General features: G+C 41.2%; 11 protein-coding genes and 1 pseudogene. 5 read left to right on the plus strand and 7 right to left on the minus strand.

The genetic code is table 11. The features are described from left to right. Positions 1-127 precede the first annotated feature (127 nt). On the plus strand, positions 128-2,419 hold the full coding sequence (glgB, locus tag IQ230_RS01440) for a 1,4-alpha-glucan branching enzyme (protein WP_193930121.1): 2,292 nt from the start codon (positions 128-130) through the stop codon (positions 2,417-2,419). A gap of 284 nt (positions 2,420-2,703) precedes the next feature. On the opposite strand, the gene accD is transcribed toward glgB, so the two are convergent. Further along, entirely contained in the window at positions 2,704-3,636 is a 933-nt protein-coding gene (gene accD / locus IQ230_RS01445; RefSeq protein ID WP_193930123.1) for an acetyl-CoA carboxylase, carboxyltransferase subunit beta, read from the minus strand. A 329-nt stretch (positions 3,637-3,965) separates the two neighbouring features. On the opposite strand from accD, the gene IQ230_RS01450 reads away from it, so the two are divergent. Further along, complete coding sequence (locus IQ230_RS01450; RefSeq protein ID WP_193930125.1) at positions 3,966-4,511, plus strand: protein-tyrosine phosphatase family protein; 546 nt, start codon at positions 3,966-3,968, stop codon at positions 4,509-4,511. A gap of 112 nt (positions 4,512-4,623) precedes the next feature. Here the strand turns inward: IQ230_RS01450 and IQ230_RS01455 are convergent, their stop codons facing one another. The 5 genes and pseudogenes from IQ230_RS01455 to leuB all read right to left on the minus strand — a co-directional run bounded on the left by IQ230_RS01455 (position 4,624) and on the right by leuB (position 8,119). Then, on the minus strand, positions 4,624-4,854 hold the full coding sequence (locus tag IQ230_RS01455) for a putative signal transducing protein (protein WP_193930127.1): 231 nt from the start codon (positions 4,852-4,854) through the stop codon (positions 4,624-4,626). Positions 4,855-5,029: 175 nt separating this feature from the next. Further along, positions 5,030-5,477: pseudogene (locus tag IQ230_RS01460) on the minus strand (DUF29 domain-containing protein). A 178-nt stretch (positions 5,478-5,655) separates the two neighbouring features. Beyond that, on the minus strand, positions 5,656-6,477 hold the full coding sequence (locus IQ230_RS01465) for a prepilin peptidase (RefSeq protein ID WP_407646593.1): 822 nt from the start codon (positions 6,475-6,477) through the stop codon (positions 5,656-5,658). An 80-nt stretch (positions 6,478-6,557) separates the two neighbouring features. Next, complete coding sequence (locus tag IQ230_RS01470) at positions 6,558-6,788, minus strand: hypothetical protein (protein WP_193930132.1); 231 nt, start codon at positions 6,786-6,788, stop codon at positions 6,558-6,560. A 239-nt stretch (positions 6,789-7,027) separates the two neighbouring features. After that, complete coding sequence (gene leuB / locus IQ230_RS01475; protein ID WP_193930134.1) at positions 7,028-8,119, minus strand: 3-isopropylmalate dehydrogenase; 1,092 nt, start codon at positions 8,117-8,119, stop codon at positions 7,028-7,030. A 170-nt stretch (positions 8,120-8,289) separates the two neighbouring features. Between leuB and IQ230_RS01480 the strand changes: the two genes are divergently transcribed. The 3 genes from IQ230_RS01480 (at position 8,290) to IQ230_RS01490 (ending at position 12,637) form a co-directional block, all read left to right on the plus strand. Next, the gene (locus IQ230_RS01480) at positions 8,290-9,237 is read left to right on the plus strand and encodes an ABC transporter ATP-binding protein (protein WP_193930137.1); all 948 of its coding nucleotides are present in this window, start codon (positions 8,290-8,292) and stop codon (positions 9,235-9,237) included. A gap of 64 nt (positions 9,238-9,301) precedes the next feature. Continuing rightward, positions 9,302-10,987 (plus strand): ABC transporter permease, encoded by a 1,686-nt coding sequence (locus IQ230_RS01485; RefSeq protein WP_193930140.1) that lies wholly within the window; start codon positions 9,302-9,304, stop codon positions 10,985-10,987. Between the two features lie 201 nt (positions 10,988-11,188). Beyond that, a complete protein-coding gene (locus IQ230_RS01490) occupies positions 11,189-12,637 on the plus strand; it encodes a uracil-xanthine permease family protein (protein ID WP_193930142.1) in 1,449 nt (482 codons plus the stop codon). Positions 12,638-12,770: 133 nt separating this feature from the next. Here IQ230_RS01490 and IQ230_RS01495 read toward each other — a convergent pair whose 3' ends face one another. Continuing rightward, positions 12,771-13,541, minus strand: a complete 771-nt coding sequence (locus IQ230_RS01495; protein ID WP_193930144.1) for an HAD family hydrolase — start codon at positions 13,539-13,541, stop codon at positions 12,771-12,773. Positions 13,542-13,813 lie beyond the last annotated feature (272 nt).

The following is a 13,813-nucleotide window of genomic DNA, read 5'->3' on the forward strand; positions in this document are numbered from 1 at the left end:
CGGTTATTGAGGACTACTGAGCAGTTAGTTGCTGATCTTGATACAGCAAAAGATTGCAAATAAATGTAAAGAATATGTATAAATATGACGATAGAAATAACAAATTTGTTTTAGGTAAGGTAGTTTCATGTCTATAACCATCGCCCCAGATCAGGTTGAGCGCATTGTTTGGAACCAACATCACGATCCATTTGAAGTGCTTGGTTCTCATACAGTAGAACAAGATGGCAAAACCGTGTGGGTGGTGCGAGCTTATTTACCGAGTGCAAGTGCAGCCTGGGTAATTCGTCCTGAAGAGCGAATTGAATATCCAATGCATCCGGTGCATCATCCCCATTTCTTTGAGTGTACGATCGACGTTCCTGAATTAGCAAACTACCAGTTAAAAATCAAAGAAGGCGAATACGAACGAGTCATTTACGATCCTTATGCTTTTCGTTCGCCACGGTTAACCGATTTTGACCTGCATTTGTTTTCTGAGGGCAATCACCATCGCATTTATGAAAAACTAGGGGCGCATCCGACAAGTATTGATGGCGTTCAAGGAGTTTATTTTGCAGTTTGGGCACCAAATGCGCGTAACGTTTCTATCTTGGGAGATTTTAATGAATGGGATGGGCGCAAGCATCAGATGCGTAAAGGCGCTACAGGAATTTGGGAATTGTTTATTCCAGAAATAGGAGTAGGCGATCGCTACAAATACGAAATTAAAAACTTTGACGGTCACATTTACGAAAAATCAGATCCCTACGGTTTTCAACAAGAGGTCCGCCCCAAAACCGCATCAATTGTTGCCGATCTCAATGCTTACTCCTGGAACGATGCACAATGGATGGAGCATCGACGTCATAGTGATGCTTTAACCCAGCCGATTTCGGTTTACGAAGTTCACTTGGGTTCTTGGTTACACGCTGCTTCGGCAGAACCTGCAATATTACCTGATGGAGCAACTGAAGCTGTTGTTCCCGTTTCCGAACTACAACCAGGAGCGCGGTTTTTGACTTACCGCGAACTTGCAGCTAAACTGATTGCTTACGTCAAGGACTTGGGCTATACTCACATCGAACTACTGCCAATTGCAGAACATCCCTTTGATGGATCTTGGGGTTATCAAGTCACTGGTTATTATGCTTGTACCTCACGCTATGGCAGTCCGGAAGATTTGATGTACTTTATTGACCAATGTCATCAAAACGGTATTGGCGTCATTGTAGATTGGGTTCCTGGACACTTCCCCAAAGATGGACATGGTTTAGCTTTCTTTGATGGCACACATCTCTACGAACATGCAGATCCCCGCAAAGGCGAACATAGAGAATGGGGAACTTTAGTCTTTAACTATAGCCGCCACGAAGTTAGAAACTTTTTAGTTGCCAACGCTTTATTCTGGTTTGATAAATATCACATCGATGGCATTCGGGTTGATGCCGTTGCTTCGATGCTGTACCTTGATTATTGCCGCAAACCAGGTGAATGGCTACCTAACCAGTATGGCGGGCGAGAAAATATTGAAGCTGCTGAGTTTCTTCGGCAAGCAAATCACGTTATTTTTAGTTACTTTCCTGGTATTCTTTCCATTGCGGAAGAGTCTACTGACTGGCCTATGGTATCGTGGCCCACATATACGGGTGGATTAGGCTTTAATTTGAAGTGGAACATGGGTTGGATGCACGATATGCTGGACTATTTCAGCATGGATCCTTGGTTCCGTCAATTTCATCAAAATAACGTTACGTTCAGCATCTGGTATCACCACAGCGAAAACTTCATGTTAGCTCTGTCTCACGATGAAGTGGTACATGGCAAGAGCAATATAATTGGCAAAATGCCAGGCGATCGCTGGCAGAAGTTCGCAAACGTACGCTGTTTGTTTGCCTATATGTTTGCTCATCCTGGTAAGAAAACGCTGTTTATGGGGATGGAGTTTGGACAGTGGAGTGAGTGGAATGTTTGGGGCGATTTAGAGTGGCGTTTGTTGCAGTATGAGCCACACCAACAGTTAAAGCGATTTATGAAAGACCTCAATCATCTCTACTGCACGGAATCTGCTTTATATACGCAAGATTTTGGACAAGCAGGATTTGAATGGATTGACTGTAGTGACAACCGCCATAGTGTTGTGTCATTTATTCGTCGCGGCAAAGAACCGGAAGATTTTGTCATTGCTGTTTGCAATTTTACCCCTCAGCCACATTCGCATTACCGCATTGGTGTTCCTGAATTTGGATTTTATACAGAAGTGTTTAATAGTGATGCTCGTGAATATGGTGGTAGCAACATGGGTAATCTAGGTGGTAAATGGTCTGAGGAATGGTCTTACCACAATCACCCTTACTCAATTGACTTGTGTCTACCACCTTTGGGTGTATTTATTTTGAAACTAAATCGAGAGAAAACAGCAGAAGCTTTAAAGAAATAGAAGCACAAAGAGGAATTACGCTGTAGCAACTGGCGTTGAAGAGTGATTAGTTGTCATGACACACAAGGTTAGCTTGCAATTCTTCTTTTCAAATGCTGTCAGGCAAAAAGATAGAGTCGGCTGGTTGTGTATTAAGTCAGTGGGTGAAAAATGCAACTTAGGGGCTGTTAGTGTTGATTGAGAAATTGATGAACAACCATAAAACATGCAATCAATAATTACACCCACTGACTTAGTACAACTAATTACTCATTGCGCCTAGCTTTTCATTCCTGCGTATGCCTTTATTTTCCAGAATCAGCAATGCTAGAAGTTAAAGCGATCGCTTCTAATTGCAATAGCTGGTGGTGGGTAGGAGTAACAGGTTGGTGTAGGCTAATGAGTTGAGCTAGCGTTTTTTTCAGTTGAGTTCTGGGCACAATCGCATCGACAAAGCCATGCTGCAATAAATCTTCTGCGGTTTGAAACTCTTCTGGTAACTTTTCGCGTAACGTTTGTTCAATAACGCGGCGTCCTGCAAAACCAATTGTTGCTCTAGGTTCGGCTAAAATGATATCTCCCAACATCGCAAAGCTAGCGGTAACTCCGCCTGTTGTAGGATTTGTCAAAACTGGAATGTATAAGAGTTGGGCTTCGCGATGGCATTCTAAAGCAGCCGAAATTTTTGCCATCTGCATCAAGCTCAGCATTCCTTCTTGCATCCTTGCCCCACCAGACGCACAGACAATAATTACGGGATAGCGCTTTTGGGTGGCGCGTTCAATTAGACGCGTAATTTTTTCACCGACGACAGAACCCATACTACCGCCCATAAACCGGAAGTCCATCACTCCCAAAGCGACAGGCAATTTGTCGATTTGTCCGAAACCTGTTTGCACAGCATCGATCAACCCAGTTTTTTCCTGAGTTTCGCGGAGGCGATCGCTATAAGCTTTGCGATCGCGAAATTGTAACGGATCAGTAGGACTGAGAGACTCATCGAGTGGCTGCCAGGTATTCGCGTCAATCAATTGCCGGATGCGTTCGTTACTATCTACCCGCACATGATGTCCGCACTCTGGGCAGACCATTTGATTGGCTCTTAAGTCTTTGGTATATGCCAAAACTCCACAAGCCACACATTTACTCCACAACCCATCAGCAATGTCGCGCTCTTGGCGTTCCTGGCTAATAGGACCAGATTTTCGCCGATTTGCAAACCAATCAAACAGAGACATTAAACTGCGCCATATTTTGAGTAGCAATCTTTATCTTAATCAAGTCGGTAGTCGCTTGGAAATAAAATCATCCAATTTTGGACTTTAGATTGTAGAGATTTCATTAAAAAATGGCGCTTGAAATTCTTCTAGCTAATGTTCCCGTTCACCCGTTGCAGATCACTTCTCGAACTCAACCGATCAACTCTATCGGTCGGTGTGTAACGAGATTGTTCTGCTGTGCAAACAGTCCAACCTCTATAGGCTACTCGACCTTCGCTTTGATGAACTAGATCGATATGAAAGCTTAAGCGTTAAAATCGGTCGTCGAACAATTCGATGCAGTCACTATGTATAAATTTGCTTCAGCTGCAGAGGACGAACCCATCGTGTTTGGCTCTGCTCGTCCTGGATATCGCAACGAGCAAGTGAAAGAGTGGATTAAATTTATGCAGTACCAAGACATCAAGCGTGTCTGCTGTTTGCTTCCTGAATCTCAACTCACTCGCTATTCCAATCTGCTTGATGTTTACCGACAGACGTTCGGACTCGACCAAGTTTGTTGGACACCAATTGAGGATTTTCACTTTGCCGACGCTGAAATTCTTATCCACCAAATTTTACCGTTCTTAGCTGCCGCCAATCAGAATCATGAGAAAGTTGTTGTTCATTGCTCTGGCGGTGTTGGGCGTACGGGGCACGTTTTAGCAGCTTGGCTTGTGGTTGGACGAGGACTCTCTAACAAAACCGCGATCGCAACCGTTAAACAAACTGGAAAAAATCCCTACGAAGCAGTCATCGCTGCCCCTTTCAAAGGTCGCAATCCTTGGAAAGTTGCTGCGGAACTCCAGATGTTGCTGGATGAGTGTAATCGATTTAGAGACAAGTTAGCTTGATGCCGAGCACTAATAGATACGTTTCAAATTACCGCTACAACCCGAAACGCAAGCGACAGAGCTAGCAAATAGCAAGAGCTAAAATGCTGTTTGCTTGAGTTCAACAGCAATTTTAATCACTAGGCTGTATATCGTTGTCCTCAGTTTCGATCGGACTGAGCAAGAGGAGTGCAGCCCACCGATCTTGGGCTTGGACTTGTACAGCAGCTGGACTACCACTACCAAAATAAGAGGTAATACCCAAATCAACTATCCGCGCTGGAATATCGTGAGCCGTCAGCAATTGACACATCAACTCTGCTTCCCAGCGCCTGCTTGTAGTTCTTAAGGTAATCCAAGACACGAGTTAATTTTAGCAGAACAGATAAAGCTGAGGGAACTGGAGTCAGAAAATCGTGGCTTTTGTGGGGCAGGTGTCCCCTTTAGTAGCAAGTGATGTAAAAATGGATTTCCCAAAAGCACCCGTAGATAACCCTATCGGGAGCATCTTTTACCAAAAAAATCTGTTAATTGACTCATTAAATGTTTTTCCAGAACTTTTGAGTTAACAAAGCATCTACATCCTGGGGAAATGGACAAACATCAGGAAAAATCACATCAGGATAATCTTCTCTCATAGATGCCAAAGCATCCTGATAAGATTCGGTTAAAATCTATAAAGCTTTTAATACTAGGAGAGTACTTAAATTCCTTTTTCAACTCCCCGCGAAAATTGCGAATTTCAATCTCCCAACCTCGAAAGCAGTTAGGAAGACAAACATAACAACGCTTCAACAAAGGTTCTAATAGACGAACTAACAAACTGTGGACTGCTTTACGTTGACTTATTCCCGAAGATTCAACCTCTTCAATCAAATTCTCTCAATCCAAATCTTCTGTATTTCTTGCTTTCAACTTACTAAGTGTATCCTCAATCCAGAAAGCAAAATCTTGATCGTAGAGGTTTTTTATTCGTGATTGGGTCATAATTTTACCTCTAATTTTGTATATTTTTATCAAAATTACGTTTATAAAGAGCGTTGTGTAGTACTGTTTTGCTTTAAAGTTACTGTATATGGGCAAGCAGAGGAGCAAAAGGGCAGAGGAAATTGGATAGTCATGATTTGTCGCAACCATGTTTTAAATTGGTATCAATCCTTTGCTGCTAAAGGGCGGGAAAGATTAAACGGAAGTATGCAGTAAGAATCGCCTCACCACTAAAGATTGTCATCAATGCACCTAGAGCAAGAAAAGGACCAAAGGGCATTTTTTGCCGCCTAGAGAGGAACCCCAAGGCGATCGCCCCACCACCAATAAACGCGCCAATAGCACACGCTAAGAACCCTGCCAACAGAAGATATTTCCACCCTAGCCAGGCACCTAACATTGCAGCTAATTTGGCGTCTCCTGCACCCATTGCGGCTTGTCCTAATGCAATCGAACCGAAAAATGCGATCGCATCAAATATCCAAATTCCCAACACCGCGCCCAAGACACTCAACATCAACTGATGTACTACTTCATTGAAAGGAAGTTGTGCGATCAAACTTGCAACGACACCAAACATTAAACCTACAACTAATCCTGATTGTGTCAATGAATTTGGTAGCGTCATTGTATCAAGATCAATCAGTGACAACGCTAATAGCCAACCGCAGAATATCCAATATCCGACAGTTTGCACTGAAAACCCAAATCTCCAAAAAACAAGTAAAAATATCAAGCCTGTCACGGCTTCTACAAGCGGATAACGTATGGCAATGGGAGTTTTACAATGACGGCAGCGCCCTTTTAACCACAGCCAGCCTAGAACTGGAATATTTTCCCATTTACCTAAACGATGTAAGCAACGCGGACAGCGGGAAGGCGGCGAAACAATCGATAATTTAGCTGGTAAGCGGTAAACAACTACATTGATAAAGCTACCAATTGATGCCCCTAATGCAAACACAATAAAAGTAGCAAAGCTAGTAAAGAGAAAATCAATCATCAGGAGTGATTACAAATGAGTGTAGGGCTTTTTGCCTTCATTATTCCCTACTTCTTTTCAGAAGCACTCTCAATCAGTTAGTAAGAATTAGATTCATCGCTTTCAATTTCTGCAATGGGAATAAATTCCTCTAGAGGTAGAAGAATTGGTCTTTTGGAAAAAAGTAACCTACCACGACATGTTAATCGATGAATTGCTACACCAGTCGGTTGTTCTGCGGTGTCTGAACGCAATTCTCGATAGGTTAAATATATCTGGCGTGCCGATTTTAGTAGTATGGGATCGCTCAATTTTAGTAGGTCGATCAAGTTCGTTTAGATTCTATCTCCACTTTAAGGAATTTTGAGTTTTGAATGCGTGAGTTTTGAATTGTTCGCGAACAAAGGTGCCGGAGGCAAATATTTTAAGTTTTAAGTTTTAAGTTTTGTTAGCGTAGCGGTGCCTTAGCACGTTTTGAATTAGAAGAACTCTCTTAAACTCAACACTTATAACTCATAACTCAGAACTCTCTTAAGCTCAACACTTCCCGACTCAACACTCCTAAGCGTTACTCGGATTGTTCGAGGACTTGAATTAAAGCTTCACCCATCGCATGGCAGCCTAAGAGATTCATTCCAGGGGACATAATATCTCCTGTGCGATCGCCGCGATCTAAAACTTGCAATACTGCATTTTCGATTTGATCAGCAGCTACGGGTTGATTTAATGCGTACCGCAGCATCATTGCCGCACTAAGAACCTGTGCTAAGGGGTTGGCTTTATCTTGCCCAGCAATATCAGGGGCGGAACCGTGGACAGGTTCAAACACTCCAGGACCAGAAGCACCTAAACTGGCAGAAGGTAACATACCAATACTTCCTGTCAGCATTGCCGCTGCATCTGAGAGAATGTCGCCAAAGAGATTACCTGTGACTATGGTGTCAAATTGTTTGGGATAGCGTACCAACTGCATCGCGGCATTATCGACGTACATATGCGAAAGTTCGACATCAGGATATTCGGCGGCTAATTGGGTGATGCGATCGCGCCACAACTGCGATACTTCTAAGACATTTGCTTTATCTACTGAACAAAGTCTTCCTTGGCGTTTTTGTGCGGTTTCAAACGCGACGCGTCCAATTCTGTCAATTTCTGCTGCAGTGTATGCCATCGTATTGACACCGCATTTTTCTCCGGTTTCGGTAGTGAAAATGCCTTTGGGTTGACCAAAATAAACTCCACCTGTGAGTTCGCGTACAACCATGATATCGACACCTGCAACAATCTCAGGCTTCAAACTAGAGGCATCGATCAGCTGTGGTAAAATTTTTGCTGGGCGCAAATTGGCAAATAAACTCAAGCCCGCACGAAGTCCAAGTAATCCGGTTTCTGGGCGTAAATGACGCGGTAGATTGTCCCACTTATAACCACCGATCGCTGCGAGTAAGACAGCATCACTATCCTTGCACATTTCTAGTGTAGTAGGTGGTAGCGGTTCTCCTGTCGCATCAATTGCGGCACCTCCAATGAGGGCTTCTTGAAATTCAAAGCGGATGTCTAGCAGTTTACCCACTACCTTCAGTACATCTACCGCGACTAACATAATTTCTGGACCAATGCCATCGCCTGGTAATAGGGTAATGCGGTACTGAGTAGTCATAGTTTTTCTGGCAACGCTTGCAAGTCATTGATCATACAGCAAAGGAGGGGTGAGGGGTGAGGGGTGAGGGGTGAGGGATAAAATTGTTGAAGATGGTTACAGTTTTGAGAACGGATGATATGTAGCTTGAAACAGGGTTAGGCTAGTGTCAAATATTTTACCAAGCATTTATGGCAAGAGAACTCGCGGTTCGTACTTGCGGTTTAACTAAGCAATTTGATCGTCACGTTGCAGTTAATGATGTCGATTTACAGATCGCGGCGGGTGAAGTTTATGGGTTGATTGGACCAAATGGCGCTGGTAAAACAACATTGATTCGGATGTTAGCAACAGCGGAAGAACCGACGCAGGGTGAGATTTATATTCACGGCGATCGCCTACTATTAGACCAAAGTAATACTACGCTGAAACGACGCTTGGGCTATCTCCCTGACGATTTTCCTTTGTACGACAATCTCACAGTTTGGGATTACCTCGATTATTTTGCACGGTTGTATTTTTTGAGAGAACCGCGTCGCACACAACGATTGTATGAAGTTTTAGAACTCGTACAGCTGCAATACAAGCGTAAAAGTTTGATTGCAACGCTTTCGCGGGGTATGAAACAGCGTTTGAGTCTAGCGCGAACAGTTCTTCACGAACCAATATTACTATTACTTGACGAACCCGTTTCTGGTCTTGACCCTGTTGCGCGAATGCAGTTTCGCGAAATTATCAAGGTACTCCAAGAAGCCGGAATGACAATTTTAATTTCCTCGCACGTTTTAAGTGACTTAGCCGAATTATGCACCTCGGTAGGAATTATGGAACTCGGTTATCTCGTTGAAAGTGCGCGGTTGCAAGATTTGTATCAGCGCTTGAGTCATCGTCACATCTTGTTAACGACTTTGGGAGATTTCAAGCAACTGCAAGCAGAATTAAACAATAATTCCTTAGTCAAAGCTTGGGAAGTTATGGCAGAAAAGCAGTTGAGAGTTGATTTTGATGGTGATGAGGAAGACTGTGCAGAATTATTGCGATCGCTGATTGCAGCGAATATTCCTTTAACTGAGTTTCATTGCACGCAAGAGGATTTAGAAACAATTTTTCTCAAATTAGGTCATCAACAAGCATCTTAAAGTTAAATCTAGAATACAGCGATCGCGTTAGTTTCATTATTTACAAATGCATGAATAAGCTCATATGAAAATCAACTGGATTGAGCGGTTAGGAGACAAAAATCCCCAATTTTTGCGAGAACTTCAAGAACTGCAATTTAGTAGCTTATTATTTGCTGTAGCCATTTCTTTTTTAGGGCAATTTTTATTATTTATATTTTATCAAAGTCAACTACCTATTTCATATGATTCAACACCAATTAGTCACAAATTCTGTATAAACGATCCAGTTTCTGAGTATGAAAATCAGCTCTATTGCCTGCGAGACAATGCTGGTAACTTTGTTATTCATTGGCAATTGTGGTGGTTAAATTTATTTACATTTTTAAGCCTATTTGGAATTGCAACTCTTTTAGCAGGAGGAGTTTATTTATTAGTTAACAATTTAGCTACCGAACAAAGGCGCGGTACACTTAATTTTATTCGCCTTACTCCTCAATCTCCTCAAACTATTTTATTGGGTAAATTGCTGGGAGTTCCTAGTTTACTTTATTTCGTATTTATACTTGCTATTCCATTGCATTTATGGGCAGGGTTGAGTGCCAAAATTCCTTTACTTTTAATTCTAAGTTTTTACCTTGTCTTGATTGTTGGATGCTTTTTCTTTTACAGTGCAGCAATTCTATTTGGTTTAGTCAGTTCTTCTCTCAAATTGGCTTCCTGGTTAGCTAGTGGTACTGTTTTGCTGTTTCTGCTTGCAAACCACTATTCAATTACGGGTACTTTAGTAGATTGGCTATTTTTATTTTCTCCAACTCAAATAGTTCCTTACTTAGTTGAAGCAACGCATTTAAATTCTAATTCTATAGACGGATGGCTAATTTTACCTTCCTCACTTTACTCAAGACACTGGTTCCATATCCAAATAGGATCAAATGCTACTAATTTATTGATGAGTTCTTTGTTAAATTATAGCTTGTGGAGTTATTGGGTTTGGCAAGCAATCAAACAGTGTTATTCTAAGCCTAAAAAACCTTTACTAACTAAGAAACAAAGTTATTTTTTAGTAGTTTGTTTTGAACTTGTAATGATCGGTTTTACTTTAGTAAAAGGAGACGTACCTGCTTGGAAAGAAGGGATGATTTACCATTATCGGTATTTGCTCATATTTAATTTAGTCATGTTTTTGGCATTAATTATGTTAATGACACCTTCCCGACAGGGCATAAATTGGGTAAGATCCAGCCAGAAACACAATAGAAATGGGCAGCAATTCGTACAAAATTTGATGCGACAGGATTCAGTGCTATTAACAATAGGAGTTAATTTAGCGATCGCATTTGCATTTTTAATTCCTTGGATACTGTTCAACTTAGAAGCATCAGATCAAATTCCAGCTTTATTAAGTTTATTAATCTGCTATAACTTTATTTTAATTTGTGCAGTAATTACGCAAATTATTGGATTGCGAATAACTCAAAAACCAGCCCTCTGGATCACTGGAACTTTTGGCATTATTACTATATTACCTGTTATCGTTATTAATCTACTCGCACGCAATTCCGATGAAACTTCGATGTTGTGGCTGTTTACACCTTATGCTTGGGCAGTCACTAAATCAGCTAGTCAAGTTAATATTTTGTTTGCCATTTTGATCCAGTGGACAATTTTAGGTTTATGTACTTTACAGATGAGGCATGACATCAAAAAGCTTGGTGAATCTGCATCTAAAGCATTGTTTACTGAAAGCAACCTACACAGCAAGAGGTAAGTTGCTGCGACTATTCTTTACAAGAAAGTGTAAAAGAACATACAGAAATATTTTAGGTAATCTCTTTCAATAAACTAACGCTTAGGAAAACTATAAAGAACATAATAATGCACCAATCAAGATCTGAGTGTGAAAATCTAGTGCATCTTGATTGAATTTATAGTGCTAGTTGAATTTCATTGCGACTGAAACGGAGAACTCATGACAGTAGAAGTAGCTCCTAAAACTATAGATAAAAATTCAGATAAAAATTCGAGTAACTTAATTTTTGGATTAGAGGACAATCCTCCGTTCCGCACTGCTATTCTTGTGGCACTACAACACGTCTGTGTCATTTTTGTTCCTAGTGTAACTCCAGCAATTCTAATTGGTCGTGCTTTAAACTTAGACGCTACCAGCATTAGCTATATCATTGGTATGACGCTGTTGGTTGCTGGGTTTGCAACATTCGTCCAAGCAAGGCGCATCGGTCCCATCGGTTCAGGTTTACTTAGTATTCAAGGACCTAGTTTTGCATTTTTACCGCCTATTTTCAGCATCATTGCGACAATGAGTGCAGCAGGAAGTACCCCAGAACAAACCCTTGCGCTTATTTTAGGTTTGGGCTTTTTTGGCTCATTCATTCAAATTATATTAAGCCGTTTTCTACATTTTGCTCAAATTATTTTTCCACCCATCGTTACTGGAACCGCTGTCACTCTTATTGGTTTAACTCTAATTCGATTTGGGATGCATGATATGGCTGGGGGAGATCCTGCACAGCAAGCTGGAGACTACGGCAGCCTCAGATATTGGGCTGTCTCAATTCCAGTATTTTTGATTGTTGCTATCTGTAGCGCTAACTCAAATCGTTTTTTAAGAATGGGTTCAGTCATTATTGGATTGCTTGTGGGAGCAATTATTGCTGTTGTTATGGGAATGACAGATTTCAGTCAAATTGGCAGCATTCCAATGTTTAATATTCCAATTCCATTTCGGTTTGGTTTAAGTTTTGATCTTGCTGCGTTTATTCCTTTTGCAATTATTTATTTTGCAACTTCTCTAGAAGTCATCGGTGATATCACTGCAACCTCAATGGTGACTGGCGAACCAATCCAAGGATCGAAGTATATTAAACGTTTGAAGGGCGGATTGCTAGGAGACGGATTTAACTCTTTCATCGCATCCTGCTGTAGTACTCTACCAACGGTGACGTTATCGCAAAATAACGGCATTATTCAGCTAACAGGAGTTGGTAGTCGCTATATTGGCTTTTATGTAGCAGGTATTTTAGTATTTTTGGGGCTGTTTCCGATTATCGGTGCAATTTTAACAGCAATTCCCACCCCTGTGTTTGGCGCAGCAATTATGTTAATGTTTGGCACAGTGGCGGTTGCAGGGTTTAATATTCTGCGCGAAATCAACATGACGAATCGCTCATTAGTGATTGTTGGTGCGTCTTTAGCTGCAGGATTAGGCGTGACATTTGTTCCAGATGCATTAGCAGGATTTCCAGAACAAATACGTAGTATTTTAGAATCTGGTATTTCTGTAGGTTCGCTTTGTGCTTTGATCTTAAACCTGGTGCTACCAAAATCAACGGAAGATCGAATGGTTCAAGAACCTGCGATTCCAGATTCAGAAACGAGTTCTTTGACTGAAGTGAATTAAGTTGTAAAAATCAGGTGAACGCTGTGAGTTGAAATTCCAGTATAAGCTTGCAAACTTAATAAAATTACGTTGCTTTATTCAATACTCAAAAAAACTAGCCACTCTTGCTTGATGGATTTTGAGATTAAAATAATTACGAGGCTTTACTCAAAGATTGTGCTAATTCACAAAAGCCTTGAACCTCTGGAGCATTAGTAATATATATTGGTTGATAAGCAAGTTGCTTGGCATAGTGCAACACGTTGGAAACGCCTACAGACACTGGAAATTTACTCGTATCAAATAGACTTTCGTCATTTGGGCTATCGCCTACAGTGACAACTTGTTCTACAGTCAACTTGGGGTAGTGTTTGTGCAACACTTGCAACAATCCCGCAGCTTTATTTTGCTCTATTGGTTTGATGTGACATTGAACATTACTGTAGGTAAAACCCCAACCCATATTTTGGCAAAGTTCTGCTAATTTTTGTAGTTGAACGAGATTAAGCCCAAATACATCAAATGTCCAATCGGTGATACGAAAGCAATTATCGCTTGACTCGCGGATTTGAGGAAATTCTGTTTGGAGTTGTTGAAAGCATTGCGCGAGTTTCCTACGGTGACTAGTTACATCAGGAATCGCTGTTAAAGCTAGAGGCGTTGCGCAACCTGAGTGATAGAATAAACCGCCATTTTCAGCGATCGCCCCTGCTATTGGTAAGTAATTCGTTAAACCACTCACCCAGCCAGCCGAACGTCCTGTAACAATCAATACCTCGATACCTGCGGTAGCTAAGTTTGCAAAAGCTTGGAGTAAGTCTACTGTAAATTTGCCATTCTGCGTGAGCGTACCATCCATATCTGTCGCTACCAAACGAATATTGTGGGCATTGGTAGCAATTAACTCGGATAAAGGTGCAACCATAGGTTATCTCATCAATTGCGATCGCTTTGTCAGTTTACTTGACTGTGTACATCAAGTCTTGCTGTCAAATTTATTGATATTTCAGGGCTTTGAAATTGATAGGTTACTGTAACTTGTTTGAACTGAAATCAATTGAATTATATTTTGCTGACAACTTCAATAGATTCTTGCGGAATTTGTATATTTCCATTTGAAGATTAATCCTAAGTCAATTAAATATATAGCTCGTGTAATGGTGGAATTGTGAATATCTTGCTATTCACTAACTTTAC

It is taken from the genome of Gloeocapsopsis crepidinum LEGE 06123 (assembly GCF_015207655.1).
Classification (GTDB): Bacteria; Cyanobacteriota; Cyanobacteriia; order Cyanobacteriales; family Chroococcidiopsidaceae; genus Gloeocapsopsis; species Gloeocapsopsis crepidinum.

What these genes read in the sequence shown, in the direction of transcription:
- IQ230_RS01480 (WP_193930137.1), top strand. Translation starts at nt 8,290, where the DNA reads ATGGCAAGAGAACTCGCGGTTCGTACTTGCGGTTTAACTAAGCAATTT.
- IQ230_RS01490 (WP_193930142.1), top strand. Translation starts at nt 11,189, where the DNA reads ATGACAGTAGAAGTAGCTCCTAAAACTATAGATAAAAATTCAGATAAA.
- accD (WP_193930123.1), bottom strand. Translation starts at nt 3,636, where the DNA reads ATGTCTCTGTTTGATTGGTTTGCAAATCGGCGAAAATCTGGTCCTATT.
- IQ230_RS01485 (WP_193930140.1), top strand. Translation starts at nt 9,302, where the DNA reads ATGAAAATCAACTGGATTGAGCGGTTAGGAGACAAAAATCCCCAATTT.
- glgB (WP_193930121.1), top strand. Translation starts at nt 128, where the DNA reads ATGTCTATAACCATCGCCCCAGATCAGGTTGAGCGCATTGTTTGGAAC.
- IQ230_RS01495 (WP_193930144.1), bottom strand. Translation starts at nt 13,541, where the DNA reads ATGGTTGCACCTTTATCCGAGTTAATTGCTACCAATGCCCACAATATT.
- leuB (WP_193930134.1), bottom strand. Translation starts at nt 8,119, where the DNA reads ATGACTACTCAGTACCGCATTACCCTATTACCAGGCGATGGCATTGGT.
- IQ230_RS01450 (WP_193930125.1), top strand. Translation starts at nt 3,966, where the DNA reads ATGTATAAATTTGCTTCAGCTGCAGAGGACGAACCCATCGTGTTTGGC.